We start from the raw sequence: 26511 nt of genomic DNA on the forward strand, positions 1-26511 counted from the left end.
CTGGCGCTGTCTCTACAACATGTACGGGATCTTGAAGGCGAGAGTGAAGTCCGGTGCATCCGGGGTCAGCCCGATGCCGAGCAGGGTCACCAGTGTGGTGTGCTGGTTGAGCGCGTAGGTCACGCCCAGATTCAGTGATGCCGCGTTGGCGTCGCTGCCGATCACTTTCATCCACTTCCCGCCTTGGAAACGGGTGGAAGCGCGGGCGCTGATGCGGTCGCTGAAGGACAGGCTGAGGCTGGTGCGCTCGTTGAACGCAAAGGCCACGCCAGCGCCGAAGTAGACCGCGCCGCCGAGCTTCACGTCACCCGGGTTGACCGTGTCGGGGTTGCTGTCGATATCACTGAAACCACGCGGGAACGAATGCACATAGCCAACGTTGGCGAACAGGATTGCCGGATCGGCGGTCTTGACCATCGACAGGCCCACATTGGCCTGCCACACGCCATTGCCGGTGGGCTGTTCCCTGGGAACGGCGAAGCGGATGTAGTCATCGTCGTCGCGCTCGATCACCTTCCAGTCCAGACCGTAGGGTGCGCGCCCGGTAGGGGCGGTGACTCCGGCGGTGAGCACCGTTTCCGGGCGCCAGCCGCGTTCGCCGAACAAGCGGTAGTTCGCACTCAAACCGATATCGCCCAGCCCGTTGCCATTGGTTTCTTCCTGCGCGATCGCGGCCGCCGCGCCGCCGGCGCCGCCCTTCTGGTAGACGGTGCGCCGCGCCAGGTAAGGCACGTCCAGGTTGAGCGTCAGGTTCGGGCTGACACCCCAACGTGCGGCCAGGTTGTAGGTGAGCGAATCGGATTCAACGTTCTCGATGGCGATGTTGCCGAGGAAGATCGCGTCCAGCGCCAGGAAACCATTGAGGGTGAGCTGCTTGCGGTCGTAGCGGGCGTAGGTGAGGCTGTTCTCGACGGTGAAGCGGCGCGAGAAGAGGGCCGACTGCTGTTGTTTCACGTCATCCACGCTGCGCCGCGATTCCTGCTTCGCCTGCTGTGCCTCGGCCGCCGTGCTGGCGTAGCCCTCGCTACCCTGCGACGTCTGTAGCGTCGAGCCATGCTCGACTGCGGCGCCCGTTGCCGCCGCCGTTCCCGGCCCGGTGGGCCCGGTGCGTCCACTCAATCGCGCCTGCATCGCCTGCACCTGCATGTCCAGTTCGCGCAGCCGCCGCACTTCCTGTGCATAGTTGGATTTGAGCTGCTCCAGCTGGCTGGCCAGTGCCTGCACGTCGGCGCCATCGTCCGCCGCTGGCGGTGCGGCAAAGGCGGTGCCCGCCAGCGCCGCCAGCGCCAACGGGGTGATCCTCATCAAGGTGTGCATGTTCGTGTCCTGCGTTGTGGAACGCTTCCCCCAACGCCGTGCCGTGGTGCTATCGGCCCGGCCCCATGCCGCGGTTCATCGCAATCGCCTGGGCCACGTTCTGGCTCAACGGCAGGTTGCCGCCCGCGGTATCCCGCACCAGTTCCAGCCGCAGCTGGTTGCTGGCGATCTGCCCGTCACCGGCCAGGGCGATGCCCTGGCCGACGCTGCCGTTGCGTATCCATTGCTGGACCATGCCCTGGCCCTCCACCTGCAGTTGCAGGCGTGCCTGGTTGCCGTCCAGCACTGCGGAGGCCGAGGCGCCTGCACCCTGCGCACTGAGCGAATGGGCACCGTCATCGGAAAGGCCCGGTACCGTGCCGTTGCGCACCACCAGCGTGGTCGCATTGCGGGCGACGTTGCCATCGCCGGCCACCTGCACGCTCTGCACCAGGCCATTGGCGTTGGCCAGGCCGGTGCTGTCGATATGGCGGCCCTGCGTGTCCGGCAGCGGCGCATCTGCGGCAGTCACGTGCACGCTTGGCTGGAAGCTCAGTTTCGGGCTGCCGCCGCCGCGGAAGTCCATGCCCAGGGTCAACGCACCCTGCAATACGTTTCCGTTGCCGGCCTGCCACTGCGAGACCATCGTCACCCCGAACCACGCGACGGTATTGCCGCCCACGGTGTAGCGGCCGCGCATCAGGTTCAGTTCGGGATCCGGAATCTCCTTCAGGCCGCGTCCCGGCGCAGCATCCGCCGCCTGCAGGGGCAGGGCGGAGCTCGCCAGCAGCAGGAGCATCAACAGACGGTGGCGGAACATGGCGGAACCTCCTTCAGAACAGGTCGGCGTGGCTGAAGCCGAAATCGACCAGTTCGGCATCGGTGATCGGCCCCTGTCGCGCGTAGAGCGCGCGGGCACTGGGCCGTTCGCTGGGTTGCAGCAGGACTGTGTTGCGATCGAAATCACTGCCGATCACCACGAATACGGCACGCGATGGCCACGCAGCGAGGAATTCAGGCAGCGCCAGGCTGCGGTTGCCAAGGATGGGATCAGCCACCTCGACCACACCGCCGCGCACCTGCTTGAGCACCACGAAGTGGCGGAAGCCGCGCACGTCCATCAGCACAAGACCCGGAACCCGAAGCGTGCGCAGGCGTGCCTCATCGATGCGATAGCCGCGCCCGCGCATGCCCAGCGATTCCACGTAGCGCTTGATGTCGAGCAGCGAAAAGCCACGCTCGGCTACCAGCGCCGGGTCGGACACCCCCATCATCCCTTCGATCACCGTCGCCTCGTCGGTGTCCAGGTGGTAGGCATGGCGCAGGATGGTCGCCAGTGCGGCCGCTCCGCAGCTGTAATCGGTGTGCTGGCGTACCACGTTGCGGTAGCGCCGTTCCTGCATGCTCTCCACCTTCTGCTGCAGCAGCGCACCATTGGGCAGTACGCCGGCGAAGCCGACGTCGCCCGCCCGCGCGGACGCGCCGCCCAGCAACAGCAGGCAGGCCAGCAGGCGTATCGAGAGACGGTGGCCGAACATCGCATTCTCCGGCAGCAAGGGGGAGCCCCTGTCCCAAGGGGGAGGAGGAACAGGAGCTCCCGGGAACCCGGCCATTGGCGGACGGCCGGGGTGTTGCGCTTACTCGCCGCTGCCACCACCGCCGCCGGTGCTGGGCTGGGCGACTGCCAGGGCCAGGCTGTTGGCCTGCAGGTTGCCGGTGCCCGCGGCCACGTTCACGCCGATGTTGCCCGAGGCGCCGGAGAAGGCGCTGCCCGACAAGGCCGAGGTGTTGGTCGCGTTGACGTTCACCCAGCGCGTGGTGCTGACCGTGCCGCTGAGGCTGGCATACAGGTCGGCCACGCCCAGCTCGACGAACTGGCTGGTGCCACTCTCACGCGTATCGAAGCCCAGGCCACCCACCCCCGGCCGGTTGGGGTTCATCGTGGCGTTCTGGATCTGGTTGTCCAGATCGATATGGCCGGTGCTGTTGCCACCCGGGTGCGGCAGCTCGCCACTCCAGGTATCCAGATAGTAGTTGGCCATCTGGTAGGCGTTGCCGGTACCGCGGTAGGTGCCGGCGCCATAGGCCAGGGTCAGGCCGCTGACGCCGCCACGCATGCCGACCTGCACGGTATCGGTGTAGGACTGCACGAAGCCGGCGTTGCTGACCGTGTTGCCGGTGGAGACCTGGTTGGAGCTGATGCTCGACTGCGCCACCGCGGTGGTCGCGACCGACGCCGCCAGCGCGTTCTTCTGCTCGTTGTTGTTGCCCGAAGCAATGTTGACGCCGATGTTGCCTGACGCACCGCCGAAGGCATTGCCACCGAGACCTGCGGCATTGGTGACGCCGGAGTTCATGGTCGCGTTGCCGAAGCCGGCCTGGTTGACGAACACCTCGGCATCGGCCATGCCGAAGCTGAAGGACGCGTCGGCGGCGGACAATGACGCGGCGTTGTCCTGGGCGTTGTTGTCGCCTGATACCACGTTGAAGCCGAGGTTGCCGGAGGCACCTGCGCCCACGCTGTCACCGATGGAGGCACTGTTGGTGACCAGGCTGTTGCTGGTGGCGTTGTTGCTGATCGACTGGCGGTTGTCGATCACGGCGATGGCCGCCGAGTCGAGGTCGATGTCGCCGGTGATGTTCGGGTCGCCGGAGAAATTGATGTCAGTGCTCAGTCGCAGGTCCTTCTCCAGGTTCACGTCGACGCCGTGGTTGTTCTTCTCCTTGCGTTCGTCGGCCTGGATGGTGCTGTGCTTCTGCACATTGACGTTGACGGTGCGGTTGCGCACGTCGTTGTCGGTGTGGTTGTGCGTCTCGTTGCGGGTTTCGCTGACGGTGTGGGTGTGGTTGATGTTCGCGTTGGCGTTCTGGTTGTCCCAGCCATTGGCCGCAGCGGCGGTCGAGGCAGTGGCAATCGCCATGGCGAGCATGGTCCGTTTGACGGTCGCTTTCATGGTGCCCTCTCTCTCATCAGGTGGTGCATCGGTTGGGTGGTTGTCACGGGCGGTCCTGCACGACCAGGCCCAGTACATTGGCCGTGTCATTGCCGCTGCCCGCGATCTGATTGAGTTGCAGGACCCCGTCGAATCCCCGCAGCGCGGTGCTGGTGACACCGGCGCTGCGGGTGCCCGTCGCGACGCCGCGACCGGCGTCGTCCCGCCCCCCTGCCAACGCGGAACCCTCGGCGGCCAAGGCCGTATCGTCGGTTTCGCGTATGCCCTGTCGGGCCAGCGTCGCGCTGACGACGTTGAGCGTCGTGTTGGCGATGCCGCTGGCCTGGTTGATGGATGCGATGCCGCTGGCACCGGCCAGCGCCTTGCCATCGATGACGGCGGTGGCGTGCATCGGTGCACCCAGCACGCGGTCGCCACCGCGCAGTTGTCGGTTGGCGATCGAGACGTCGGCATGTTCGCCCGTGGCGATGCCGCGCAGGTTGGCCTGCAGATTGAGGTCGCCGGCCGCCTGGTTGACCGCGATGGCGCCGTTCGCGCCGGCCAGTGCATGGCCGTCGATGCGGGCAACGTCGAGGTAGGCGAGCATGCCGCTGTAGTCATCGGCCTGCGCGATCAACGGCATGGCAGGCAGGATCAGCAGCAGCCAGTGCGCCCGCCTCACTTGCCACCTGCCGGGGCCATGCCCTGCAGCGGGAACTGGCCGAGCGCGCCGCGCACGGTCTCGCCGATGCCGCGGGTACTGTTGCCGACCGCGCCGAGCGGCCCGCTCATGGCGCCACCGAGACTGCTGCCGACCATGCCGTCACCGTTGCGGCCGAGCGTACCGCCCAATGCCTGCTGCGTCACACGTTCGACCGTGGTGCCTGCGGGTGCGGTGGCTGTGGCTGCCTGACCTGCCCCCATGCCTGCGTAGTCCTCATCGCTCAGCTCGTCCATCCTGTTTGCCGGGGCACCCGCACCGAGGGCCGCCGCGATCTCGCGCTGGGGTTTCGGGTCGGCGATCAGCGCCATGCCGGGCGGCGCCATGCGATAGGCCGGGCGTGCGGACACATCACGCAACAGGACGATTTCGCCCGGTTGAGCCTTCACGCCCTGGCGTGCACCGGAGGCAGAGGCGCTCGCGCCAACCGACAGCAGGGCCACGGCCAGCGTTGCCAGCAGGCCGCGAATGGGGGTGATGCCGTCCATGCCGATCTCCCGTGGTGGGTGCGGCGGAAGCACGCATCAACCGTGCCAACCCTGCAAGGCTTGGCTGCCCTGGCGCCAGGCGCTGGCGGGAGTCGGGTGCTGCTGCCGCGCTGTTACAGCACCATCGGAAAAATGTTGGGATCGCGCTGTACCTAGCGCCGCAGGGCAAGGCGGGCGCCCGACTGTCACACTGGCGTTACAGGTGCCGTCGCGGACTGCAACGATGCCGCTTCAGCCGGTGCTTTCTTGACGCGGCGCTCATTGCGCCGCCGTTTAGCGCAGCGCTAGGATCCGCCCATCAAAGGCCGCTGCGGTGGCCGTAAAGGGTCCCGGCGGAGGGCGGCACGCCGGTGATTGCCTGACAGTCCGCCGACGGTGTCCGGATGCTGGGGGAAGCATGGCGGCGGTCCCGGAGGCTTCTACATCACGTTGCGTGCTCTGGTTCGGCGAGCCGCTGGCGAACGAGCGCAGCGCAATGGCGGCCGCAGGCTGGTACGTGCGCCGCATCCATCCCGACCCGGCGATGGCGATCGGGCTGCGCGGGCGTGACCGGCTGCTCGCTGTGCTGGATCTTCGCCATCTGGATACGCCCGCGCTGCAGTTGCTGGCGCCATGGATCGAACAGCACGTGCATCTGCCCTGGCTTGCGGTGCTGCCACCCGGCGCAGGGCCCACGCCTGCAGCGTGGCTGCCCTTGCTGCAGCGTTGCATCTCGCGGTTCACGCTGCCTTTCGGCCTGCAGGACCTGGTGGCTGCGATGCGCCAACAGTTCGACGCGGATGATCCTTCTGCCAGCGAGGTATGCGGCGGCCAGGGGCCACGCGCACTGATCGGCGAGAGTCCTGCGTTGCATGCGGTGCGCACCGTGTTGCACAAGTTCGCGCCGGTCGAACTGCCGGTGCTGGTCACCGGCGAAACCGGTACCGGCAAGGAGCTGGCGGCTCACGCGCTGCATGCGTTGTCCGGCCGTGCGGGCAAGCCGTTCATCGCGGTCAACTGCGGTGCCATTCCGGCCAACCTGGTGCAGTCGGAGCTGTTTGGCCACGAGCGCGGCTCGTTCACCGGCGCCGACAAGCGCCAGATAGGCGTATTCGAAGCCGCACACGGCGGCACCGTGTTCCTCGACGAGGTGGGCGACCTGCCGGCGGAGGCGCAGACCAGCCTGCTGCGCGTGCTGCAGGAAGGCACCTTCGAGCGCGTCGGCAGCAGCCAGCCGCTGCGGGCCGACGTGCGTGTACTCGCGGCCACCCACGTCGAACTGGAGCACGCGGTGGCGCAGGGGCGGTTCCGCAGCGATCTCTACTATCGGCTCAATGTGCTGCGCCTGCTGATGCCGCCCTTGCGCGAGCGTGGCGCCGATGTGCAGCTGCTGGCCGAGCACTTCCTGCGCTGCTTCCGCCTGCGCCACAGCGTGCGTGCACGTGGCTTTGCGCCCGCTGCGCTGCATGCGATGCGGCGCTTCGGTTGGCCCGGCAACGTGCGTGAACTGCTCAACCGGGTGCAGCGGGCGGCGATCATGGCCGAAGGCGAGCTGATCAGCGAGCGCGACCTTGAACTGGGTGGGGCCGAGCATGCGCCGCCGGGCGCGATGCTGCAGGATGCCCGCGGCCAGGCCGAGCGCGATGTGCTGCTGCAGACCCTGCGCCAGACCGGCTACAACGTCTCCGAGTGCGCACGGCAGATGCAGATCTCGCGGGTGACCGTGTATCGGCTGTGCCGCAAGCATCGTCTGGAACTGCCGGCGCAGCGTTGAGTGCGGATCATGGTTCGCCCGAACGGTAGCGGATGCGGTACAGGTCCAACCCCGCACCGTCTGCGCGCCGCGCCGAATAGGTCAAAGTGTCAGGTTGCGAGCCATCCAGCATCGCACCGTAGCTGTCGCCGGAGGCTTCGTTCACCGGGGAGGGCAATGCATGGCCCGCGTCATAACGGCCTCCACGCTCGTAGGCCATGAACTGGCGGACCGGTGCAGTGGCGAAGTCCAGGGCGCGGGCAAACACCACCGTTTGGCCGTCGCCCAGGAACGTGGCATCGAACTCCTGTGCGGCGGTATTGATGCCACCCGCCAGCGGCCGCGCCGGCTGCGCCACGCCGCCGATCATCGTGGCGCTATAGAGGTCATGGCCGCCGGCACCGCCCGCGCGATCGCTGGAGAACAACAACGTACGACCGTCCGGCGAGAGCATCGGCGCGAACTCGTCGGCCGCGCTGTTCACCGCGGGGCCCAGATTCTCCGGTTCGCCGAATCGACCGTCACGTCCAATGCTGACCCGGTACAGATCGTCGCCGCCCTGGCCGCCTGCTCGATCCGAACAGAAATACACCGTGCGGCCATCGGCAGAAAAGGCGGGATCGAAGTCTCGTCCCGGCGTGTTGAACGAGACCGGCGTCGCCGGCCGCCAGCCCTGCCCATCGTGGCGGGAGACCCAGATGTCATACCCGCCCGGACCGCCGGGACGGTTGCGGCTGAACCACAGCGCGGTGTTTCCGTCCGGGCTCAGGGTCAGTCGAATCTCGTCGTACTGCGTGGATGCAACGCCCGGCGCAAAGCGTTCAGCGGAGCCGACGATCTGCAGCACGCTTGAGGGAGTCGCGGGGGGCGACGCAGCAACCAGCAGCATCACGGCCAGCCGCGCTTTCATGCCTGCCGCTCGAAGTCGCTGACCCAGTTGGTTTCCCAACTGCGTCCCCCATCGGTCGAAGCCGCCTGTTCCCAGCGCGCCGAGCGCGGGGTAATGCGTGACCAGATCACCCGCGTCTGGATCGCCCGTCCGTCGTGCTGGTCTTCGCCGAAGAAGCGGCCGACACCGGCCTCGAAACCACCGCGCAGCGGCGCGCCGATCCGGGCAGGCTCCCGGCCATCCAGCCACCAGCTCAGCCAGTGCCGCTCAGCGGCGTTCCAGGCGCGGATACCCATGCCGCGCAGCGGTGCTCCCGGCACGTCCATCAGGTTGTCGCCTACGTTGCCGAATCCTCCGAGTACCGCCCAGTTGTGCAGGGTGCCGTTGAACGCGTCCCACGCATCACTGCCTGCCAGCCGAGCGCGCAGGCGACGATGGCGCACGTTCCAATGGCCCACCAGGAAATCAAAATCGCGCGGTGCATCCGGCAGCTTCGGAAGCGGAGAGGGGACCGCCGCAGTGCGGCGGAACCAGTTGCGTCAGTTCACTTCCCAGTGCGCGCCGGCATCGTCGGAGAACGCCTGCTCCCACCACGGCTCCTCGCCATGGATGTCATGCCAGCGGAACCAGACGTCGATGGGGCGTCCCTTGAAGTGATCACGACCACGGAAGCTGCCGCCATCGCCTTCGAAGACACCGCGCACGGGCGCTTCGATGTGGGCAGGGTTGCGCCCATCGATCCACCAGATCGACCACGTGGAAGACACTGGATCAAAAGCACGCACGCCGAGGCCTCTGTACGGGCCCGAAGGCAGCGCCATGACGTTGTCATCGATGGTGCCGAGCCCGCCCAGGGTGAGCCAGACCGCGCTGGCGCCGGTGAAGGCTTCCCAGCGGGTGTCGCCCACCAGGCGCTCCTTCAGGCGTTGGTGCCGGACCTGCCAGTTGCCCTGCAACCATTTCCAGTCTTCGCTGTGGCTGGACAGGGGCCGCCCCGAGGGTAGGGCGCTTGAGGCTGCCACTGCGGCCAAGGTGGCCAGGAACTGCCGTCGATCCATGTGCGTGACCCCTTGCCGGAAGTGCCTCCATCGTTGCGGGTGCGAGGGGGATTGACCACGCAGATATCCGGGCTCAGGCTAAGCCACACTTATGGTGACCCAACGCCAGCTTCCATCGCTTGCCGCCATCCGCGCCTTCGAAGCGGCGGCGCGGCTGGGCAGTTTTGCCCGTGCCGCCGAGGAGCTCGACACCAGCGCGGCATCGGTGAGTTACCACGTGCGCCGGCTGGAGGCCCAGACCGGCACCTGCCTGTTCCTGCGCCACGCACAGCATGTGGAGCTGACGGAAGCGGGTGCCAGCGTCGCGCAGGAGGCCACCCGGGCATTCGATGCACTGCGCGCCAGCTTCATGCGCGCCGCAGACATGGATGCGGCGCGACTGCGCCTGTCCGTGCTACCCACGCTGGGCACCAGTTGGCTGACACCGCGGCTGGGCAGTTTCCGCAGCCGCCATCGGAGCATCGTGCTGGAACTGGACCTGTCGGCAGAGCCGCAGGACCTGGCCGCCGGGCATTTTGATGCTGCCATCCGCAATGGGCATGGCGAGTGGCCCGGGCTGCAGGCCACGCCCCTGTTCCCCAGCATTTTCACCCCGTTGTGCGCGCCAGCGCTGCTGCCGGCGGCAGACGGGCTCGGGCGCCGGGCCTTGGAGGTTCCGCTGCTCGGCAGGCCCGACTGGTGGGCACTGTGGTTTTCCGCACATGGCGCGGTTCCGCCGCCGGCCGAGGAGAGCCTGGTCAGCCCCTTTGCGGTAGAGCATCTGGACGTCGGCGCGGCCATTGCCGGGCAGGGCATCGCCATTGCTTCGCCAATCCTGTTCCAGGCCGAACTGGACAGCGGGCGCCTGGTGCAGGCACATCCCGGTGTGGCCAGCGACGGGCGTGGTTTCTGGTTCGTGGCACCGACGGCGCGCAGCCGGAGCGCCAAGGTCATTGCATTCGGTGACTGGCTGGGCGAGCAGGCCGCGCAGGCCAGGCATGCGGCGCGACATCATCTGGGGCGCACGGTGGCGGCATGAACCAGAGCCCTGAACTGCTGCGACGCCTGCTGCGTGCCAAGGACCGGATGGACCATGCCAGTCACGAGGACTGGCCGGTGGCCCGCCTGGCCGAAGTGAGTGCCGTATCGCCCGCGCATTTCGCGCGTTCGTTCAAGCAGGCATTCGGGCTGCCGCCGCACCGCTACCTGTTGAGCCGCCGCATCGAACGGGCCGTGGCGATGTTGCGTGACACCGATCTGCCGGTCACCGAGATCGCCGCGCAGACCGGCTGGAGCAGCCTGGGCACCTTCGGCCGCATCTTCCGTGACATCACCGGCGACAGCCCGGGCAACGTGCGCGAGCGTGAGCGGGCCGGCCAGGCGACGCCGGCCTGCGTGCCGGAGTGCCACGCACGTGCCGCGCAGCGACCGGACCTGAACATGGCAGTTTTGGAGAAGCGCCGACGCGCGGCGGTTGCTAACGTGGATCCCACGTGAGGGAGGTTCCATGACAAACACTGTGAACACGGTCGGCCTCTATGTGCGCGACCAGGATGAAGCGCTCGCGTTCTACGTCGGCATGCTCGGTTTCGAAGTGCACACCGATGTGCGCAATGGCAGCTACCGTTGGCTGACGGTACGCAGCCCCGACCAGGACGGATTCCAGCTGGGGCTGTTCGTTCCGGGCCCGCCCACACACGACGCGGCCACCGCGCAGGCACTGCAGCAGCTGGTGGCGAAAGGCGCAATGCCGCCGCTGGTGCTGGCCGTCGATGACTGTCGGGCGCGCTATACGCAATGGCTGGCACGGGGCGTCGAGTTCACCCAGGAGCCGGTCGAACGCTATGGCGCCATCGATGCCGGATTCCGTGACCCGTCCGGCAATGGCTGGAAGATGATCGAAGCCCGCTCCGAAGCGAGGCGCCGTCAATGAGCCGGGGTGGCTGGGCGCGGCCCGTGCATCGCTGGACCTCGATCGTCTTTACCCTGGCGGTGATCGCCAATTTCGCCGCTCGCGGGCTGGGGCAGGGCGAGCCGGCAGCGTGGATCACCTATTCGCCGCTGCCGCCATTGTTCCTGCAGCTGTTCACTGGCCTGTACCTGTTCGTGCTGCATTACACCGGGAAACGCCGCAGCGCCACGCTGGGCGCTGCAGGCTGAGGCCGCCTCAGGCGGCAGCGTCGGCGGCGTAGGCCGCCAGCAATGCCGGCAGCTGGTCCATGCGCTGGAAGATCACCTTCGCACCCGCAGCGCGCAGGGCCTCCGGCGTGCTGTGGTGCGGGCCGCCCTCGCTGAAGCCAAACACGGTTGCACCCGCCGCGACGCCGGCGGTCGCGCCGGTCACGGTGTCTTCAATGACCGCGCAGCGCTTCGGATCCACACCCAGCGCGGCAGCGGCCGCCAGGTAGACGTCCGGGTGCGGCTTGGTGTTCGGCATGTCCTGGCCGCTGTAGACGTGGTCGCAGAAGGCATCGAGGATGCCGACCTTGCCCAGCTGCAGTTTCACCTTGATCAGGTCGGCACCGGACGCGCAGGCAATGCGGCCACCGGTCGCTGCGGCGATCGCACGCACGGCCTCGGGCGCCCCCCGGATCGGCTCCAGATCCCGTTCCAGCGCCCGGTTGCGCTGCTGGCGGAACTCCTCCAGCCATTCCTCGGTGAACGGCTTGCCGGTGCGCTCTGCGATCAGCCCTGCCAGATGGGCCACGGACTGCCCGAGGAAGACTTCACCCGCCTGCGCCGCGGTCAGCGGCCAGCCGCGTGCGGTCAGCATTTCCGAGAGAACGCGGGCGACCAGCGGCTCGGAATCGACGAGTACGCCGTCGCAGTCGAACAGCACGGCATCGAAGGGGAAACGGGGCATCTACAACTCCAGGGCGCAATGCGGTGGTGCAATTGCCCGTCATTTTCCCACAGCCATCCTTGCCTGGCACCCGGACCGGGTGCCACGCATTCCCGGCAGGCCGATCAGCCCAGATCACAGCCCGCCGGCTGCGGCCAGGTGCTGGCAGGCAGCATGTTCTTCAGCGAGGTCGGTGCGTTGATCGCCACATAGCTGGCGCCCAGCAGCTCCTCCAGATCGGCAATCGTCACCAGGTAGTTGTCGAGGCTGCCCAGGTTGGCCTCGTTGGGAATGATCCAGCTGATCGCCTTGGCGGTTCCGGTGTTCGGGTCACGGGTGATGATCGTCTTCCAGAAGAACTCCGGGGTCGGGATGCCATGGCTGGCCAGGAAGTAATCGTTGGCGGCGTCGCCGTAGACCACGCCACCGTAGACGTCCACTGGTGCGATGTCGCGGTAGCACTCGGCCACGTTCTCGGCCTTCACCCAGATGCCCTGGTTGAAGCTGGACACCTGCGGCACGATGTTGGTCATGTAGTTGGCGCGACGGATGTAGGTCGCGTCGTAATCCATGTGGTTGGACGTGACCAGATGGCCACGGTCGTAGCCGGATCTGATGCTGGCGTAGGACGCGGTGCTGGTCTGGCCCAGGCAACCGGCCGGCAGGTCCGGGTCCTTGTAGAAGCTGGACGGCCGTGCGGCCGAACCGGTATCGGCGGTAAGCGTGTACTCGTAGCGGGTGGCGCTGTGGATGCTGCAGTCGTAGGTCAGCACGAAGCCGCCCTTGTTGAGGGTGACCACCTGGGCCTGTGCAGCACCGGCAAAAGCACTGAGTACGAAAGCAAAGACAAAGCTTGCAAGGCGCATTTCGATTCTCCAGCAGAAGATTCAGGGCGCAGCCGCCCGTCACGACCTGGCCAGGGCGAGGACATGCGGAGATGCTGCGGAGACGGATGCTGCGGATTGCGGTGGAACCTGGCCGCGTTGTTGGGCCATCAGCCCTGCGGTGTCATAAGCGTCACAAGCTGGCGCCTTGTGGTCAATGACGAAAGGGCGAAGCTGTGATCATGCGCAAGCACTGGTGATATGTCAGATCACGCGGCGCGTGGATGACACGCGCGCGTGCTAGGCGCCTGGCAGGCCTGCCAGCTGCGCGCCTGGGCCTGCGGCGTCGGGCGCTACAGGAATGTTTCCTGTTCTTCGTCCGGCGCCAGGCATGCGGCCTTGCTTTGCTCGGTCGAGCGCGCAATGGCCGCCTCGTCGAAACCGCTGCGGCTCAACCACAAACGATTCCAGCGGGCCAGTGCGTCGCTGTCGCGTGCCAGGCAGGCATAGCGGACGATCGATTCCAGGTTGTCGATGGTCGGGTACTGCTGGGCGATTTCGTCCAGTCCCTGGCGCATCAGCGGCCAATCGGGCTTCGCCGCGCGGAAGTGATCGGGCGAATACTCGGTGGCCGACCAGTACAGCCGTGCGTAGCGCATGGCCCGCTTCTTCTTCGGTGCGCTGGCCATCGAGTGCCGCGCGAAGGCTTCCATCTTCTGCGCGCTGCCACCCCAGGCCGGCGTGAAGTACTCCATGGCAATGAGGTGCAGTGGTTCGTAGTCGGGGAAGGCCTTCGCTGCGCGATCAACGAGCGCCAGCATTTCGTCGTCATCCGCGCTTTCGCGCAGCGCGATCAGCACGTTCATTTCGTGCCAGAACGGGTCGCCGCCGGCAACATCCTCATGCGATTGCAGGTAGGCCCGCGAAACCGCGTTGTACTCATGGAACTGTGCCCAGTCTTCGGCGTTGACGGTGTTGGCGTAACCGTTGCCGCGGTAGCTCCAGGCCAGGTTGAGTGGAATCCGTGCGGTGATCAGATGGGCCGCCGCAGACTTCGGCGCGTACTGAACCCAGCGCGCCGCCCATGCAGACCAGTCGTTCCAGGCTTGAACCTCCTGCCGCGACGTGCCGATTGCACGCGACATGCAGATGTAGAAATGGCCGAGCCGGGATTGGCCGGCGGCGTTGAGCTCGCCCTTGCGGAAACGCGCGGCCATCGCGTCGAGTGCCGCAAAGTCGTCGTTGGCCATCAGCCGCGCAATCTCCGCGCAGTCGTTGGCCGGTTCGGGGGCATCTTCCGCCAACACTGAAGGGGCGAACAGACAGGCGACGCTGGAGAGCGTGCCTGCGACGAGCATCCTGTGCATCGGGGGCGTCCTTGCTTTGATGGGAGACTGCGGAGGGCCCGCAGTGCCTCGAAGCATAGCAAGGCGCGCTTTGCGGCATGTTGCGTCGCAAGGTGCCAGCCACCATTCGCACTGGTACGGTCCGATCCGTTGCACCACCACCGACGGGGAGAGACAACGATGCGCAAGGTTCTGCTGCTGTTGATCCTGCTGACCGGGCTGGCGCCCACGGCCCTGGCGGCCACGGTCAAGACCACCCATCGCACCATCCCCAGCTGGGATGGCACGCCCCTCGGGGCCTTCGTCATCGAACCCCAGGATGCCGGCAGTGGCCGCTATCCGCTGCTGGTGATGCCCAGCAGCTGGGCAGTGCCCAGCGTGGAGTACGTGGGCGTGGCACAGTCGCTGGCGCAGCGCGGCTATGTAGTCATCAGCTACAGCTCGCGCGGCTTCTGGGAGTCCGGCGGCAGCATCGACATCGCCGGGCCCGCCACGGTCGAAGATGTCAGTGCCGTGATCGACTGGGCGCTGGCCAACACCCGGGCCGATCCGGCCAGGATCGGTGTCTCTGGCATCTCCTACGGGGCCGGCACCAGCCTGCTGGCGGCGGCACGCGACCCGCGCATCAAGGCCGTTGCCGCGCTGAGCGGCTGGGCCGACCTGCAGGCGTCGCTCTACAGCCATGACACGCCCAGTGCGCAGGGCATCGCCCTGCTGGTGGCAGCCGGCCTGGCGACTGGCCGCCCCGGAGCGGAGCTGTCCACCATCAACCGCAATGTGCTGGTCGGCAACTACCAGGGGGCGGTGGACTCGCTGCTGCCGGTAGCGGCACAGCGCAGCCCGGCCAGCAGCCTTGATGAGATCAATGCCAACCAACCCGCGGTATTCCTCGCCAACGCCTTCAACGACAGCCTGTTTCCGCCGGGCCAGCTGGTCGACTTCTTCACCCGTCTGAAGGGACCCAAGCAGTTGCAGCTGCGCCATGGCGACCACGCCCTCAACGAAGCCTTCGGTGCGCTCGGCATTCCGAATGAAGTCTATTCCGCGGTGGGCGACTGGTTCGACCACTACCTCAAGGGCGTGGCCAATGGCATCGACCGCCAGCCGGCGGTGCAGTTGAAGTCGCAGAAGGGCAGCTGGAGCCGTTATCCGGACTGGCAGGCCACCTCTACCGGCGCCGTAAGCTACGGGCTGACCGCGCCGACCGGGTTTCTGCTGCCCACCGGAGGGCTGGCCGAGAGCGGTGGCGGCACCGGTTGGAACTACCGGATCGGCAGCGGCCTGCTGACCGCCGCCAACTCCGGCGTGGTGATGGCGTCCGGCGCGCTGCAGATGTTCAACCTGCCGCCCGGCGCCCATGTGCCGTTCGTTGGCCGCAACGCCGCAGGCGTCTGGCAAGGCCCGATCTACTGGAGTGCACGCCGCCTGGATGGCGCACCGGAAGTGCGGTTGACGGTGACGCCCACGCGCGCCAACACCACGCTGTATGCCTACCTGTATGCCGAGGATATGCTGGGCAACGGCCAGCTGATCAGCCACAAGCCGTACACCCTGCGCGGTGCCACGCCCGGCCAGCCGAGAACCATCGATCTTCGCCTGGAAGCCAGCAGCTGGAACCTACCGACCGGCAGCCGGCTGACCCTGGTGGTCGATACCGTGGACCTGCGCTATGCGGGCATCAGCCAGCTGGGCGGTGCGGTGACCTTCAGCTCGCCGGCCAACGCGCCATCGGTGCTGAAGGTGCCGCTGCATTGATTCAAAGCCACACGGCCTTCGCTCGACGCCATGCCGGGCGAAGGCGTTTCCGGGTGGATCAGTTGCTCCGCACCCGCGCTGCGGCGGAGCTTGCGCGACGGATGCGATCCAGGTGCAGGGCAGGGTGGCGCGGCTCACTCCCCCTGCGGCAGCAACACTCGGATCATTTCGTGCTGCCTGGACGGGTTGGCCCGTTGCACGAAGCCTTGGATGATCGAGGCCGCCACCTTGCGCTGGTTGTCCATGTCCAGCAACGGCGCGATGGCCTGCCCGGAATCCTCGGGAACGTCACGGAACGGGCAATCGACCGGGCCAGCCGTGGTGAACGTCAGGATTGCCTTGGCGACGCGCGCCGACGGCGAACGCGGCGCATCGAAGATCACCAGCGTCCGCTCGTAGCTGACGCCTGTGGCGCGTACGGTCGAGTGCAGGGAATCCTCGATGGTCATGTGCGCGCCGAGATCCTCGACAATCACAAGATGGTTGCGGATGATGTCCGACCACACTGTCACGGCCTCCACGGTATCGCGTGCGCATGCCCGAGCGGATGTCATAGCGGCTGTCCATCGGCGGGTAGGCGCGCAGGAACGGATTGGGCGCCAGCATCTTCGAGCCGCGCATGCCGGACTGATCGTCGATCCAGTCCAGTGCGAACTGCACGTCGAAGTCATCGCCCGCATACGCGCCCAGGTTCAGGCGTGCCGCGTTGATCTGCTTGTCGCTGACCGGCTGGCCGTTGAAGGTGTTCTCGCCAAACCCGTCGTGGTTCATGCTGGCCACTGCCACACGGGCGCGCAGGCCACTGTTGGCACCGCCGATCGGGCCGCCGATGGCCGCCTTCGCATCCAGCTGGCTGTAGTTGCCCATGGTGATCTGGGCGAAGCCCTCGGTCTGGGTGGGCAGGCCGCGCGAGATGTACTTGATCGCGCCGCCGATGGTGTTCTTGCCACACAGCTTGCCCTGCGGGCCGCGCAGCACCTCGATGCGCGAGACATCGAACACATCCAGCAGCGCACCCTGCGGACGCGCGATATAGACGTCGTCCAGGTAGATGCCCACACCCGGATCCGCGCCCCAGGTGGGATCGGACTGGCCGATGCCGCGGATGTAGGCGGTAATCGTGCTGCTGGCGCCGCGGGCGGCGTAAATGGTCAGGTTGGGCACCTGCGCATCCAGGTTGCTGATGTCCTGGACATTCATCTTGTCCAGCGCCTCGGAGGTAAACGCAAGGGCTGGGTCAAGGCCAGTTCGGGGGCGGCCATGGTCGAGTCCCGCTGGAGGTGCCAGATGGCACCTCCAGACGCGGCTGACAATGGGCTATCTTGAGCGCCCGTTCCCACGCCGCCTGGATCGCCCACGCATGGAAGCCCGTTCGATGACTGTCCGAAGCAAGGTGTGGCTGAGCGCCTTTGTCCTGTCCACTGCGTTGCTGGCCGCAGGCTGCACGCACAAGGACGTACCGGCGAAGGATCTTGGGACGGATATCGAGCAGGTGGCGCAGACACTGATCGAGCAGCCACTGCTGCACTCCACTTCGATCGCCGTCGTGCACCGTGGCAGGACGTTCATCCGTCATCACGGCGAGATGGTTGCCGGCAAGCCTGGCGCACCGACCGATGCGACGCTCTACGAGATCGGCTCGTTGAGCAAGACCTTGGCTGGCACTCTGATCGCCCATGCGGTCCTGGAGGGCAGGCTGGGGTTGGATGACGATGTTCGCAAGTATCTGCAGGGTGACTATCCCAACCTGCAGTTCAAGGATGAGCCCATCCGCATCCGCCATCTGCTGTCGCATACCAGTGGCCTGCCGAACATGCTGCCGGAGCGCGCGAATACGGTGCTGGAGGACTTCACCGATCAACGCACGCCCGGTGAGCTGAATGCCATCTATGCCAGCTACGGCAAGTCGGACTTCCTGCGGGACCTGCATGCGGTGCAGATCCTCCGGGCGCCGGGAGGCGAGTACGCCTACTCCAGCGCCGGAACGCAGCTGGTCGCGCACATTCTGGAACAGGTCCATCAGCGCGATTACGAGGTGCTGCTGCGTGGCTTCTTCAGTGATTCGGCCGGAATGACGGGCATCAGGATCGGCCTGGACGACACCGAGGCATCACGCCTGGCGATCGGTTACCACAGCGACAACCCGGTGCCGACCACCCCCATGCCGACGTTGCCGTGGGGCGCCTCCGGGAACGTGAAGGCCACCGTTCCGGACATGGTGAAATACCTTGAATTCCAGCTGGCCAACGGTCCGGTGGTAACCGAATCGCATCGTGCACTGGCCAGGTTCGACGACACCTTCAGCATCGGCTACTTCTGGAACATCGTTTCCGGCGATCGCCTGAAGGGCGTGTATTACGCCCACCATGGGGGAGTGCCGCGTTCGCAGTGCTACGTCTACATCATCCCCAAGCACGATCTTGGCATCTTCGTCATCACCAACCAGAGCGGTGACCAGACGGCGCACGCCATGGAAACGGCGATCGATACGCTCGTCGAAAGAATTGCTGCACGGGATGGCAATGGAGGGCTCCGATGATCTGCCGCCTCATCCTGGTGCTTGCCTTGATCCCGTTCGCCGCCGGTGCCGTGGTCATCCGCGACGATGTTGACGATGCCCGATACCACATCGACGCATCGGTGTTCCCCGCACTGGCCGACATGCCGGGTGAGGGTCATGGCGTCCTCATGCTCCGCAATGGGTGCTGACCGCTGCGCATGCAGCACCGAACCATCACCGGCGGCAACGAACGCTATCTCTGGTACCGGTTCGATCCGCCCGCGCGGGGGGCTGCCACTGGAGGGCGTGTTGGGAAACGGCGACAGCGGTGGTCCGCTGCTGATCGAGGATCACGGAACGCCAGAGGTGGTGGGTCTTGGATCGTGGATCACCGCCGTTCCCGAGCATGCGCTAGAGGCGGGCTTCTATGGCCAGGTGGTTTACAACGTCCGCGTGTCCCGCTACCTCGACTGGATCGAAGGCGTCATCGAACGTGACGCGTCACGTTGATCATGCATCCGGGCAGCCTTCCGCGCAGATGTTCGCCCGGTCTCAAGTCATGCGACGGGTGTTCGTATCCTTCCCGCCATGGCCTCTTCGTCCAAATTTCCTGCGTGCATGACCGCCTCCCGGCCATCCGGCTGGGTGCAGAGCGGCGAGCGCTGGGATCTGTGGTGGAACGGCCGTTCGGTGGCCAGTATCGTGCCGCATGCCGCGCTAGGGTTCCGCCTGTACCTGGACGCACGCAAGATGTCACAGGTCAAGGTCGTGTCCGCCACCAGCACCCGTCAGGCCAAGCGCTACGCCGAGCGATGGTGTGCTGTACGGCTCTGCCCGCAGTTGCCTCTGCGCGATGCGGTGGCGCGATTGGTGGATGCCGGTACTCCACCGCCTCCGGCGCTCACGCGGGAACAGCGGCAGCAGGCCCGGCGCCTGGCCGAAGCCGGGGCAGGGGAGATGGGGCGGATCAAGGAAGCGCTGGCACCACGGCCGCGCATGACGGCCGCCAGGCCCGAGGTGCAGGGGCGAGGTGGAGCCTGGTCTGTACCCGGCCAGGTTCCATCCTCCCCGCGCCGAAACGGGAACACATCCCCAGCCAGGGCTACGCTGAAAGCTCCTCACGTACGATCCTCGCCCCCGCGCTGAGTGCGCGCAGCTTGCCCCTGGCCACATCGCGCGCCAGCGGCGCCATGCCACAGTTGGTGCTCGGGTAAAGCTTGTCAGCATCCACGAACTGCAGGGCCTTGCGCAGGGTGTTGGCTACTTCATCGGCGGTCTCCACCGTGCTGGAGGCCACGTCGATGGCACCGACCATCACCTTCTTGCCACGCACCAGCTCGATCAGGTCCATCGGCACGTGCGAGTTCTGGCATTCCAGCGAGATGATGTCGAGGTTGGAGGTCTGCAGCTTGGGGAACGATTCTTCATACTGGCGCCATTCCGATCCCAGCGTCTGCTTCCAGTCGGTGTTGGCCTTGATGCCGTAGCCGTAGCAGATGTGCACGGCGGTCTCGCACTTCAGTCCTTCGATCGCACGCTCCAGCGCGGCCACGCCCCAGTCGTTCACTTCGTCGAAGAACACGTTGAAGGCCGGCTCATCGAACTGGATGATGTCCACGCCAGCCGCCTCCAGCTCCTTCGCCTCCTCGTTGAGGAGCTTCGCGAATTCCCAGGCCAGTTTCTCGCGGCTCCTGTAGTGCGCGTCGTACAGGGTATCGATCATGGTCATCGGGCCGGGCAGCGCCCACTTGATCGGCTGCGTGGTCTGCCGGCGCAGGAACTTCGCATCCTCCACGAACACCGGCTTCGGACGGCTCACTGCGCCGACCACGGTCGGCACGCTGGCATCGTAGCGGTTGCGGATGCGCACGGTTTCGCGCTTCTCGAAATCAACGCCGCTGAGGTGTTCGATGAAGGTGGTGACGAAGTGCTGCCGGGTCTGCTCGCCGTCGCTGACGATATCGATGCCGGCATGCTGTTGTTCCTGCAGGGACAGGCGCAGGGCATCCTGCTTGCCCTCGATCAGGCCTTCGTCCTGCAGCTTCCACGGTGACCAGAGCTTCTCGGGCTCTGCCAGCCAGGAGGGTTTGGGCAGGCTGCCTGCGGTCGAGGTGGGGAGCAGCGTCTTCGTCGGCATCGTGTGGTGTGTCCTGGGGGCGGATGGAGAATCGATGGATCAGCGGGCGGCCCACTGCTCAAGCACGGCGCGATAGGGCTTGATGAAGTGCTCTTCGGTGAACCGGCCCTGCTTGATGGCCAACTGGCTGCGCTCTTCGCGGTCGTAGACGATTCGGGTGGAGGAGTAATCCTGGTGCTTCAGGCTGGGCTGGTAGACCTTGCCGGCCACGGAATTGGCGTTGTAGATCTCAGGGCGGTAGATCTTCTGGAAGGCCTCCATCGTGCTGATGGTGCCGATCAGTTCCAGGTTCGAGTAGTCTCCCAGCAGGTCGCCCTGGAAGTAGAAGGCAAGCGGCGCGACGCTGCCCGGTGGCATGAAGTAGCGCACCTGCAGGCCCATCTTGTCGAAATACTGGTCAGTGGGGGAGGACTCGCCCTGGCGGTATTCCACGCCCAGGATCGGATGGTGGTTCTCGGTGCGGTGGTAAGTCCTGCTGCTGGAAACACTGATGCAGATCACCGGCCCCTTGCTGAAGTTGGCGCGGTAGGCGTCCGAGCGCAGGAAGTGCTGGAACAGCTTGCCGTGCAGGTCGCCAAAGCCCTCCGGAAGGCGGAAGGTGTCCTTGCCTTCGTTGCTGGCCGGCAGCACGACGCTGAAGTCGTAGTCACGGACATAGGACGAGAAGTTGTTGCCGACGATGCCTTCGGTGCGCGCGCCGGTGTGCGTGTCAACGATGGTCGGGCGCAACACTTCGATCAACGGGAAAGGATCGCTGCCGTCGGCGCCGTCGATGTGCATCTCCACCGAGATGATGTCCAGCTCGACCGCGTAGCGATCGGCGCTTGGGTTGTCCCAATGCGCCAGATCATTGAAGCGGTTGTTGATCATGCGGATGGTGTTGCGCAGGTTTTCCTTCCGGGACGCGCCGCGCGCCAGGTTGGCGAAGTTGGTGGTGATGCGCGTGCCTTCGGCCGGCTGGTAATCCTCGTTGAAGGGGATGCGCGTGATGCTGAAGGTGAAAGCGTCGGTCGTCATGGGCGGCGTTCCGTGTTGCGGGGTGGCACCCGGATGCGGGCGAGGGCATCCGGCATTCAAAGAGCTGCGGCGGTCTCAAGGGCGGTGGCACGATGGCGGGGCAGCGCCAGCAGCGGCATGGCCCGCCGTACCGCCAGTCGCGCCCGCTCGATCAGGGCGTCGCTGTGCACGCGGCCGTCGGCGAAATCGCGATCGGTGGCGTAGATACCCAGTGGCAGGGTGCGCGCCTGGAAGAAGCTGAAGAGCGGGCGCAGCTGGTGATCGATCACCAGTGCATGGCGGTCACTGCCGCCGGTCGCGGCCAGCAGGATGGGGGTATCGACCAGCGCGTCCTGGTCGATGAAGTCGAAGAAGTGCTTGAACAGCCCTGTGTAGGAGCCGCGATAGACCGGCGTGCTCACCACGAGGACATCGGCCCGTTCGACGGCCACCAGCTGGCGCTCGACAACCTCCGGGAGCTGCGAACGCCAAAGCGCACCGGCCAGCTGCGGCGCCAGCTCGCCGAGTTCGATCAGCTGTTGTTCGCTGCGCATGTTCTCGCCGATCAGGCCCAGCAGATGCTGGGCCAGCGTGGCGGCCCTGGAAGGGCGTTGCAATCCGCCGGAGACGGCGACGATTCGAAGGGGGCGGGCAGGTGAAAGCATGACCCGATCCTAGTCAGTGCCTTCCATGACGTAAAATGGTATTACTTCACCAATCCATGAGCGAGATTCATCATCATGCTGGAGCGGATCCACCTCAGCATCGTGCAGCAGGTCGAGCTGCAGGGCTCGCTCACCGCTGCTGCCGGCGTGCTCAACCTGACCCAGTCGGCGCTCAGCCACAGCATGAAGAAGCTGGAGCAGCAGCTGGGTACCGATGTCTGGCTGCGCGAAGGCCGAAGCCTGCGGCTGACCCAGGCCGGGCAATATCTGCTGGCAGTCGCCAACCGGGTGCTGCCACAGCTGGACCTGGCCGAGGAGCGGCTGGGCCAGTTCGCACAGGGCGAGCGTGGCGCGCTGCGCATCGGCATGGAATGCCATCCCTGCTACCAGTGGCTGCTGAAGATCGTCTCGCCGTATCTGGCCGCGTGGCCGGATGTGGACGTGGACGTCAAGCAGAAGTTCCAGTTCGGCGGCATCGGCGCGCTGTTCGGCTACGAGATCGACCTGCTGGTCACCCCCGACCCGCTGCTGAAGCCAGGCCTGAAGTTCATCCCGGTGTTCGACTACGAGCAGGTGCTGGTGGTGGCCAGCAATCACGCCCTGGCCAAGGTCGACCACGTAAAGCCGCGCCAGCTCGGCCAGGAAGTGCTGATCAGCTACCCGGTGCCGTTCGAGCGCCTGGACATTTACAACCAGTTCCTGCTGCCGGCGGGCGTCACGCCGCGGCGCCACAAGGCCATCGAAACCACCGACATCATGATGCAGATGGTGGCCAGCGGCCGCGGCGTGGCCGCCATGCCGCGCTGGCTGGTTGAGGAGTACGCCGCGCGCATGGACGTGGTGCCGGTGCGCCTGGGCGCCAAGGGCATTCCCAAGCAGATCTATCTGGGTGCGCGCGAGGCCGATACCGGCATCGACTACCTGCAGGCCTTCATCGAACTGGCCCGTAACAGCTCGCCGCTTGCCGGCAATGTGGGCGGAGCGCGTTGATGCCGGCAGGCCTGTCACTGCGGGCGGACGCCTTCATCAACGCCTTTTCACTGGAAGTCAGTGCGAAGGCCATGCCCGCGCTGTGCGCCGAGGCGGATCGGATCCCGTGCGGTACCGTCATCTCCATTCCCTGGCTGGCCAGCGAGGATGACGACGCCCGACTGGCCGCCGCGCGCACGGTGCGCGCGCTCGGATTCGAGCCGATGCCGCATCTGTCTGCGCGGCGCGTCGGGTCACGCGCAGCGCTTGAACGCTTTCTGCAGCGTGCCGCCAGCGAAGCCAGGGTCGCGCGTTGCCTGCTGATCGCGGGCGACTTGGCCACGCCTGTCGGACCGTTTGCCGACAGTGCTTCGATCATCCAGACCGGTGTTCTGGAGCAATCCGGCATCAAGGTCGTTGCTATCGGCGGGCACCCGGAAGGGCATCCTGTAATGAGCAGTGACGAACGCTGGCAGGCGCTGGAGGGAAAATGCCAGGCCATCGAAGCACGTGGCATGGCCCCCTTGGTCGTCACCCAGTTCGCCTTCGATGCCGATACCGTGCTGGCCTGGCTGGATGCACTGCGCGCGCGTGGCATCACGGCTCCGGTGCTGGTCGGGGTTCCGGGGCCGGCAAGCATCCCCCGGCTGATGCGCTACGCCGCGATGTGCGGCGTGGGCGCCAGTGCATCGATGTTGGCCCGGTATGGCATCTCGATCGGCCGGCTGCTGGGAACGGCGGGGCCGGAGGTGTTCGTTGACCGCCTGGTGAAGGGGCTGACCAGCGCCCATGGCCCGGTCAGCCCGCACTTCTTCCCGTTCGGCGGTGTTGCGCCGTCGCTGGAGTGGATGGCGCAGTACCGGCGGCGCATTTCCGGCACCGGTGGTTGAATCGCCTCAGCCCGGCAGGTCGCACTTCATCCTGCCGTCCACGTAGTACGGCTTGGGTACGTTCGGGTTCGGGCTGGTCTTCTCGAAGACCACCTCGAACGAGGCAGCATCGGGCGAGCCCTTGCGCTCGGTACACGCGTCCTGCAGTTTCTTCTTGACCGCAGTGATACCGGCATCGCGGTTGGCGCCCTCGGCGCTGTTGGTCAGATTCACGGTCTCGGCCGAGGCCAGCGGGCTCAGCGCGAGCAGGCCGCCGGCCAGCATCAGTGCGTGCAGCTTGGTCATGGTTTTTACCTCGCAGGTCTCCAATGAGGCCCCAGCATAGGGCCGGGCCGTTAACGGCATGTGCCCGGCCGGGTGAGGGCAGGGCGGGCGCGCCTCGGCGTAACCCGCGATGGCTGACAGCTGTCACTGGCTGCAACCCGGGCGGAAGCGAATAGTGAGCGCCAAGGCGAGGGAACCTCGCCACCACTCACCAAGGGGACCGCTCATGAGCATGCTTCAGCACCTCGCCTCGCAGACGCCGATCTGGGTCTGGCTGCTCCTGGCCTTCCTGGTCACCCGTGGCGTCGCCGCCATGAAGCCGGCCGAGACCTCGCTGCAGAAGCTGGCGATCGTACCCGCCTTGTTCGCCGTCTGGGGTGCGTGGTCGGTCAGTCATCGCTTCGGCGCGTCGCTGAGCGCCTGGAGCGAATGGCTGGCCGGCATCGCCACGGGCGCCGCGCTTGCCTGGCTGCTGCTGAATCGGTTGAAGCTGACGCTGGACCGCAGTACCGGCAAGCTCTGGCGCAACGCGGATTTCAGCCTGCTGCCGCTGCTGTTGATCACTTTCCTGGTGAAGTACGGGTTCGAAGTCGCATTTGCGGTGTCGCCGTCGCTGTCCGCCAATGCTGGTTTCAATGCCGCCTACCTGCTGCTGGCAGGCGGATTCACCGGCATCTTCGTCGGCAAGTACGGCCGATACCTGGCCTCGCTGCGGATGGATGCGGCAGGCAAGGGGCTGGAAACCGCAGGCTGATTGAACTGGTAGTGCCGGCCGCTGGCCGGCTTCCCCATGCAGGGTTGTGCGGGGCTGACGCAGGCGTCACGATGCCCACCACTGGCCACCACCGGAAACGCTGACGTCATGAAGACCACATCCTGGTTCTGGATCAACGTGGCCAGTCACTTCAGCATTGTCGCCGCCCTGGCCTGGCTGCCCGCACGGTGGACGGGCCAGCTTGTAGAGGGTTTGGCCGGCACTCAGCCGGCTATTGGCGATGCCCAGCATGTGGCCCTCATTGGTTCCATTTTTGGCTTCTGCGTGACCGCACTGATCTTCATGGGGGCGCTGACAGTCACCGGCGAACTCCTGGGTTTCTCCAGGCCCTATGCGCGACGGTCGGAGGCCCAGAACGAAGCGCAGGCCGTCCACCGGAAGGTACTGCTGACTGCATTCGCCACGCTCTCATGGGGGGCCGTGGGATCGCTTGCAGGTATTGCGTTCGCGGCTTCGTCATGAAGGGCGGCCCTGCCAGCGTCTGGCGCGCCGGAACGCATAGGCGCGTGAACCGCGCAGTTGCTCACGCCTCCCCGCGCCACTGGCTCATCAGCATCTGCAGGAATCGCTCCGCCGTGGGCGAGAGCAGGGCGCCGCGGCGGCGGACGATGCCGATCGTGCGTGACACCACCGGGTTGCCGATCGCGCGTGTCACCAGGGTGGGGTGATCCCCGTCCGGCGTGGCCATCTTCGGTAGCACCGACACGCCGATGCCTGCCTCGACCATGCCCAGTGACGTCGACAGGTGGGTCACTTCGTAGTGCCAGCTCAACTTGAGGTTCTCGCGCGCCAGCGCACCATCCAGCAGCGTGCGGTTGCCGCTGGTGCGATGCACGGTGATCAACTGGTGCTCGGCCAGGTCGGCCCATTCCACCTTGCGCTTGCGCGCCAGCGGATGATCGCGACGGCACGCCAGCACGAACGGGTCCTCTGCCAGTACGTCGAAATCGAGATTCGGATCGTTGGCGCCCATGAAGTTGATGCCGAACTCCACTTCGCCACGTTCCACTGCCTGCAGACCCTCCGTCGCCGGGATATCCAGGATGCGGAAGCGCACGTTCGGGTGCGCTTCGTGGAAACGCGCCATCACGCTGGGCAGGAAGTAGAACGCCGCCGTCGGCAGGCAGGCGATGGTCACTGTCGCGCCGCGGGTGTCTTCGCGGCCGCGCAGCGAGAACAGTGATCCATCGAATTCCTCCAGCATGCGGCGCACCAGCGGCAGCAGGTTCTCGCCGACAGCGGTGGTACTGACGCTGCGCGTGGTGCGCTCCAGCAGCGGCGACCCCACCGCCTGTTCCAGCTTCTGGATCCGCCGGCTGAGTGCTGGCTGGGAGACGTGCAGGATTTCCGCGGCGCGATGGAAGCTGCGGGTCTCCGAGACCAGCAGGAAGGCGCGTAGATCCAGGATTTCGCAATTGATGCTCATGGGGTATCAATCATCCAAAAATCAGC

The 26511-nt window shown here is 66.2% G+C and carries 27 protein-coding genes and 3 pseudogenes; 13 read left to right on the plus strand and 17 right to left on the minus strand.

Annotated features, from left to right (window positions below; all coding sequences use genetic code 11):
* Nucleotides 1–12: 12 nt before the first annotated feature.
* From AC2A1N_RS19630 to AC2A1N_RS19655, 6 genes are all read right to left on the minus strand, one after another.
* Entirely contained in the window at nt 13–1317 is a 1305-nt protein-coding gene (locus AC2A1N_RS19630) for a transporter (RefSeq protein ID WP_227836742.1), read from the minus strand.
* 49 nt (nt 1318–1366) lie between these two features.
* On the minus strand, nt 1367–2116 hold the full coding sequence (locus tag AC2A1N_RS19635) for a hypothetical protein (protein WP_242890938.1): 750 nt from the start codon (nt 2114–2116) through the stop codon (nt 1367–1369).
* A gap of 13 nt (nt 2117–2129) precedes the next feature.
* Nucleotides 2130–2834 carry a C39 family peptidase gene (locus AC2A1N_RS19640; protein ID WP_069138471.1) on the minus strand — a complete coding sequence of 235 codons (705 nt, stop codon included), beginning with the start codon at nt 2832–2834 and terminating at the stop codon, nt 2130–2132.
* Nucleotides 2835–2933: 99 nt separating this feature from the next.
* The gene (locus AC2A1N_RS19645) at nt 2934–4250 is read right to left on the minus strand and encodes a hypothetical protein (RefSeq protein WP_061478319.1); all 1317 of its coding nucleotides are present in this window, start codon (nt 4248–4250) and stop codon (nt 2934–2936) included.
* Between the two features lie 43 nt (nt 4251–4293).
* Complete coding sequence (locus AC2A1N_RS19650; RefSeq protein ID WP_278252399.1) at nt 4294–4872, minus strand: hypothetical protein; 579 nt, start codon at nt 4870–4872, stop codon at nt 4294–4296.
* A 35-nt stretch (nt 4873–4907) separates the two neighbouring features.
* Nucleotides 4908–5438, minus strand: a complete 531-nt coding sequence (locus AC2A1N_RS19655; RefSeq protein ID WP_242890946.1) for a hypothetical protein — start codon at nt 5436–5438, stop codon at nt 4908–4910.
* 397 nt (nt 5439–5835) lie between these two features.
* On the opposite strand from AC2A1N_RS19655, the gene AC2A1N_RS19660 reads away from it, so the two are divergent.
* Entirely contained in the window at nt 5836–7191 is a 1356-nt protein-coding gene (locus AC2A1N_RS19660) for a sigma-54 interaction domain-containing protein (protein WP_061478316.1), read from the plus strand.
* Between the two features lie 7 nt (nt 7192–7198).
* Here the strand turns inward: AC2A1N_RS19660 and AC2A1N_RS19665 are convergent, their stop codons facing one another.
* On the minus strand, nt 7199–8080 hold the full coding sequence (locus AC2A1N_RS19665) for a TolB family protein (protein ID WP_061478315.1): 882 nt from the start codon (nt 8078–8080) through the stop codon (nt 7199–7201).
* A pseudogene (locus AC2A1N_RS19670) lies at nt 8077–9117 on the minus strand (hypothetical protein). Before AC2A1N_RS19670 ends, AC2A1N_RS19665 begins: the two are co-directional and overlap by 4 nt.
* A gap of 91 nt (nt 9118–9208) precedes the next feature.
* Between AC2A1N_RS19670 and AC2A1N_RS19675 the strand changes: the two are divergent.
* The 4 genes from AC2A1N_RS19675 to AC2A1N_RS19690 are packed head-to-tail and all read left to right on the plus strand — an operon-like array spanning nt 9209 to nt 11256.
* The gene (locus AC2A1N_RS19675; protein WP_061478313.1) at nt 9209–10135 is read left to right on the plus strand and encodes a LysR substrate-binding domain-containing protein; all 927 of its coding nucleotides are present in this window, start codon (nt 9209–9211) and stop codon (nt 10133–10135) included.
* A complete protein-coding gene (locus tag AC2A1N_RS19680; RefSeq protein WP_061478312.1) occupies nt 10132–10593 on the plus strand; it encodes a helix-turn-helix domain-containing protein in 462 nt (153 codons plus the stop codon). The genes AC2A1N_RS19675 and AC2A1N_RS19680 overlap by 4 nt, the downstream gene beginning before the upstream one ends.
* A gap of 10 nt (nt 10594–10603) precedes the next feature.
* Entirely contained in the window at nt 10604–11029 is a 426-nt protein-coding gene (locus AC2A1N_RS19685) for a VOC family protein (protein ID WP_061478311.1), read from the plus strand.
* Complete coding sequence (locus tag AC2A1N_RS19690; protein WP_061478310.1) at nt 11026–11256, plus strand: hypothetical protein; 231 nt, start codon at nt 11026–11028, stop codon at nt 11254–11256. The genes AC2A1N_RS19685 and AC2A1N_RS19690 overlap by 4 nt, the downstream gene beginning before the upstream one ends.
* A 7-nt stretch (nt 11257–11263) precedes the next feature.
* Here the strand turns inward: AC2A1N_RS19690 and AC2A1N_RS19695 are convergent, their stop codons facing one another.
* The 3 genes from AC2A1N_RS19695 to AC2A1N_RS19705 all read right to left on the minus strand — a co-directional run bounded on the left by AC2A1N_RS19695 (nt 11264) and on the right by AC2A1N_RS19705 (nt 14129).
* Nucleotides 11264–11959 carry an HAD family hydrolase gene (locus tag AC2A1N_RS19695; protein ID WP_242890961.1) on the minus strand — a complete coding sequence of 232 codons (696 nt, stop codon included), beginning with the start codon at nt 11957–11959 and terminating at the stop codon, nt 11264–11266.
* Between the two features lie 104 nt (nt 11960–12063).
* On the minus strand, nt 12064–12804 hold the full coding sequence (locus AC2A1N_RS19700) for a DNA/RNA non-specific endonuclease (protein ID WP_072167103.1): 741 nt from the start codon (nt 12802–12804) through the stop codon (nt 12064–12066).
* 311 nt (nt 12805–13115) lie between these two features.
* The gene (locus AC2A1N_RS19705; RefSeq protein ID WP_242890963.1) at nt 13116–14129 is read right to left on the minus strand and encodes a hypothetical protein; all 1014 of its coding nucleotides are present in this window, start codon (nt 14127–14129) and stop codon (nt 13116–13118) included.
* A gap of 159 nt (nt 14130–14288) precedes the next feature.
* On the opposite strand from AC2A1N_RS19705, the gene AC2A1N_RS19710 reads away from it, so the two are divergent.
* Nucleotides 14289–15863, plus strand: coding sequence for a S15 peptidase family protein (locus AC2A1N_RS19710; protein ID WP_242890965.1), 1575 nt, complete (start codon nt 14289–14291; stop codon nt 15861–15863).
* A gap of 531 nt (nt 15864–16394) precedes the next feature.
* Here the strand turns inward: AC2A1N_RS19710 and AC2A1N_RS19715 are convergent.
* Nucleotides 16395–17090, minus strand: a pseudogene (locus tag AC2A1N_RS19715) (TonB-dependent receptor plug domain-containing protein); the annotation flags it as partial.
* Nucleotides 17091–17238: 148 nt separating this feature from the next.
* On the opposite strand from AC2A1N_RS19715, the gene AC2A1N_RS19720 reads away from it, so the two are divergent.
* From AC2A1N_RS19720 to AC2A1N_RS19730, 3 genes and pseudogenes are all read left to right on the plus strand, one after another.
* Nucleotides 17239–18402 (plus strand): serine hydrolase domain-containing protein, encoded by a 1164-nt coding sequence (locus AC2A1N_RS19720; RefSeq protein WP_229298448.1) that lies wholly within the window; start codon nt 17239–17241, stop codon nt 18400–18402.
* Nucleotides 18399–18873 (plus strand): annotated as a pseudogene (locus tag AC2A1N_RS19725) (trypsin-like serine protease). The gene AC2A1N_RS19720 and the pseudogene AC2A1N_RS19725 overlap by 4 nt, the downstream one beginning before the upstream one ends.
* A gap of 78 nt (nt 18874–18951) precedes the next feature.
* Nucleotides 18952–19509, plus strand: a complete 558-nt coding sequence (locus AC2A1N_RS19730) for a hypothetical protein (protein WP_082783285.1) — start codon at nt 18952–18954, stop codon at nt 19507–19509.
* Here the strand turns inward: AC2A1N_RS19730 and AC2A1N_RS19735 are convergent.
* Genes AC2A1N_RS19735 through msuE form a run of 3 tightly spaced genes read right to left on the minus strand, consistent with a single transcriptional unit; the run spans nt 19466 to nt 22161 of the window.
* Nucleotides 19466–20500, minus strand: a complete 1035-nt coding sequence (locus AC2A1N_RS19735) for a methionine synthase (protein ID WP_061478303.1) — start codon at nt 20498–20500, stop codon at nt 19466–19468. The genes AC2A1N_RS19730 and AC2A1N_RS19735 overlap by 44 nt on opposite strands.
* Nucleotides 20501–20539: 39 nt before the next feature.
* The gene (locus AC2A1N_RS19740) at nt 20540–21517 is read right to left on the minus strand and encodes a DUF1852 domain-containing protein (RefSeq protein WP_061478302.1); all 978 of its coding nucleotides are present in this window, start codon (nt 21515–21517) and stop codon (nt 20540–20542) included.
* Between the two features lie 56 nt (nt 21518–21573).
* Nucleotides 21574–22161: an FMN reductase gene (msuE, locus tag AC2A1N_RS19745; RefSeq protein WP_242890979.1), complete on the minus strand. Its 588-nt coding sequence runs from the start codon at nt 22159–22161 to the stop codon at nt 21574–21576.
* A 75-nt stretch (nt 22162–22236) separates the two neighbouring features.
* On the opposite strand from msuE, the gene AC2A1N_RS19750 reads away from it, so the two are divergent.
* Nucleotides 22237–23151 carry a LysR family transcriptional regulator gene (locus AC2A1N_RS19750; RefSeq protein ID WP_061478300.1) on the plus strand — a complete coding sequence of 305 codons (915 nt, stop codon included), beginning with the start codon at nt 22237–22239 and terminating at the stop codon, nt 23149–23151.
* Nucleotides 23151–24020, plus strand: coding sequence for a methylenetetrahydrofolate reductase (locus tag AC2A1N_RS19755; protein ID WP_061478299.1), 870 nt, complete (start codon nt 23151–23153; stop codon nt 24018–24020). The genes AC2A1N_RS19750 and AC2A1N_RS19755 overlap by 1 nt, the downstream gene beginning before the upstream one ends.
* 6 nt (nt 24021–24026) lie before the next feature.
* Here AC2A1N_RS19755 and AC2A1N_RS19760 read toward each other — a convergent pair whose 3' ends face one another.
* The gene (locus AC2A1N_RS19760) at nt 24027–24305 is read right to left on the minus strand and encodes a hypothetical protein (RefSeq protein WP_061478298.1); all 279 of its coding nucleotides are present in this window, start codon (nt 24303–24305) and stop codon (nt 24027–24029) included.
* Between the two features lie 205 nt (nt 24306–24510).
* Between AC2A1N_RS19760 and AC2A1N_RS19765 the strand changes: the two genes are divergently transcribed.
* Both AC2A1N_RS19765 and AC2A1N_RS19770 read left to right on the plus strand, forming a co-directional pair.
* Nucleotides 24511–25038, plus strand: a complete 528-nt coding sequence (locus AC2A1N_RS19765; RefSeq protein WP_242890982.1) for a DUF6622 family protein — start codon at nt 24511–24513, stop codon at nt 25036–25038.
* A gap of 108 nt (nt 25039–25146) precedes the next feature.
* Nucleotides 25147–25521, plus strand: a complete 375-nt coding sequence (locus AC2A1N_RS19770; RefSeq protein WP_242890984.1) for a hypothetical protein — start codon at nt 25147–25149, stop codon at nt 25519–25521.
* Between the two features lie 61 nt (nt 25522–25582).
* On the opposite strand, the gene AC2A1N_RS19775 is transcribed toward AC2A1N_RS19770, so the two are convergent.
* Nucleotides 25583–26485 carry a LysR family transcriptional regulator gene (locus AC2A1N_RS19775; RefSeq protein ID WP_010485668.1) on the minus strand — a complete coding sequence of 301 codons (903 nt, stop codon included), beginning with the start codon at nt 26483–26485 and terminating at the stop codon, nt 25583–25585.
* Nucleotides 26486–26511 lie beyond the last annotated feature (26 nt).

This window comes from Stenotrophomonas maltophilia group sp. SKK55 (assembly GCF_057179845.1).

Coding starts and splice junctions, on each gene's coding strand:
- AC2A1N_RS19775 (WP_010485668.1), bottom strand. CDS start 26,485: ATGAGCATCAATTGCGAAATCCTGGATCTACGCGCCTTCCTGCTGGTC.
- AC2A1N_RS19735 (WP_061478303.1), bottom strand. CDS start 20,500: ATGCCGACGAAGACGCTGCTCCCCACCTCGACCGCAGGCAGCCTGCCC.
- AC2A1N_RS19660 (WP_061478316.1), top strand. CDS start 5,836: ATGGCGGCGGTCCCGGAGGCTTCTACATCACGTTGCGTGCTCTGGTTC.
- AC2A1N_RS19645 (WP_061478319.1), bottom strand. CDS start 4,250: ATGAAAGCGACCGTCAAACGGACCATGCTCGCCATGGCGATTGCCACT.
- AC2A1N_RS19680 (WP_061478312.1), top strand. CDS start 10,132: ATGAACCAGAGCCCTGAACTGCTGCGACGCCTGCTGCGTGCCAAGGAC.
- AC2A1N_RS19730 (WP_082783285.1), top strand. CDS start 18,952: ATGGCCTCTTCGTCCAAATTTCCTGCGTGCATGACCGCCTCCCGGCCA.
- AC2A1N_RS19685 (WP_061478311.1), top strand. CDS start 10,604: ATGACAAACACTGTGAACACGGTCGGCCTCTATGTGCGCGACCAGGAT.
- AC2A1N_RS19665 (WP_061478315.1), bottom strand. CDS start 8,080: ATGAAAGCGCGGCTGGCCGTGATGCTGCTGGTTGCTGCGTCGCCCCCC.
- AC2A1N_RS19700 (WP_072167103.1), bottom strand. CDS start 12,804: ATGCGCCTTGCAAGCTTTGTCTTTGCTTTCGTACTCAGTGCTTTTGCC.
- msuE (WP_242890979.1), bottom strand. CDS start 22,161: ATGCTTTCACCTGCCCGCCCCCTTCGAATCGTCGCCGTCTCCGGCGGA.
- AC2A1N_RS19760 (WP_061478298.1), bottom strand. CDS start 24,305: ATGACCAAGCTGCACGCACTGATGCTGGCCGGCGGCCTGCTCGCGCTG.
- AC2A1N_RS19695 (WP_242890961.1), bottom strand. CDS start 11,959: ATGCCCCGTTTCCCCTTCGATGCCGTGCTGTTCGACTGCGACGGCGTA.
- AC2A1N_RS19640 (WP_069138471.1), bottom strand. CDS start 2,834: ATGTTCGGCCACCGTCTCTCGATACGCCTGCTGGCCTGCCTGCTGTTG.
- AC2A1N_RS19750 (WP_061478300.1), top strand. CDS start 22,237: ATGCTGGAGCGGATCCACCTCAGCATCGTGCAGCAGGTCGAGCTGCAG.
- AC2A1N_RS19720 (WP_229298448.1), top strand. CDS start 17,239: ATGACTGTCCGAAGCAAGGTGTGGCTGAGCGCCTTTGTCCTGTCCACT.
- AC2A1N_RS19710 (WP_242890965.1), top strand. CDS start 14,289: ATGCGCAAGGTTCTGCTGCTGTTGATCCTGCTGACCGGGCTGGCGCCC.
- AC2A1N_RS19690 (WP_061478310.1), top strand. CDS start 11,026: ATGAGCCGGGGTGGCTGGGCGCGGCCCGTGCATCGCTGGACCTCGATC.
- AC2A1N_RS19755 (WP_061478299.1), top strand. CDS start 23,151: ATGCCGGCAGGCCTGTCACTGCGGGCGGACGCCTTCATCAACGCCTTT.
- AC2A1N_RS19765 (WP_242890982.1), top strand. CDS start 24,511: ATGAGCATGCTTCAGCACCTCGCCTCGCAGACGCCGATCTGGGTCTGG.
- AC2A1N_RS19675 (WP_061478313.1), top strand. CDS start 9,209: ATGGTGACCCAACGCCAGCTTCCATCGCTTGCCGCCATCCGCGCCTTC.
- AC2A1N_RS19740 (WP_061478302.1), bottom strand. CDS start 21,517: ATGACGACCGACGCTTTCACCTTCAGCATCACGCGCATCCCCTTCAAC.
- AC2A1N_RS19635 (WP_242890938.1), bottom strand. CDS start 2,116: ATGTTCCGCCACCGTCTGTTGATGCTCCTGCTGCTGGCGAGCTCCGCC.
- AC2A1N_RS19655 (WP_242890946.1), bottom strand. CDS start 5,438: ATGGACGGCATCACCCCCATTCGCGGCCTGCTGGCAACGCTGGCCGTG.
- AC2A1N_RS19770 (WP_242890984.1), top strand. CDS start 25,147: ATGAAGACCACATCCTGGTTCTGGATCAACGTGGCCAGTCACTTCAGC.
- AC2A1N_RS19705 (WP_242890963.1), bottom strand. CDS start 14,129: ATGCACAGGATGCTCGTCGCAGGCACGCTCTCCAGCGTCGCCTGTCTG.
- AC2A1N_RS19630 (WP_227836742.1), bottom strand. CDS start 1,317: ATGCACACCTTGATGAGGATCACCCCGTTGGCGCTGGCGGCGCTGGCG.
- AC2A1N_RS19650 (WP_278252399.1), bottom strand. CDS start 4,872: ATGCCGTTGATCGCGCAGGCCGATGACTACAGCGGCATGCTCGCCTAC.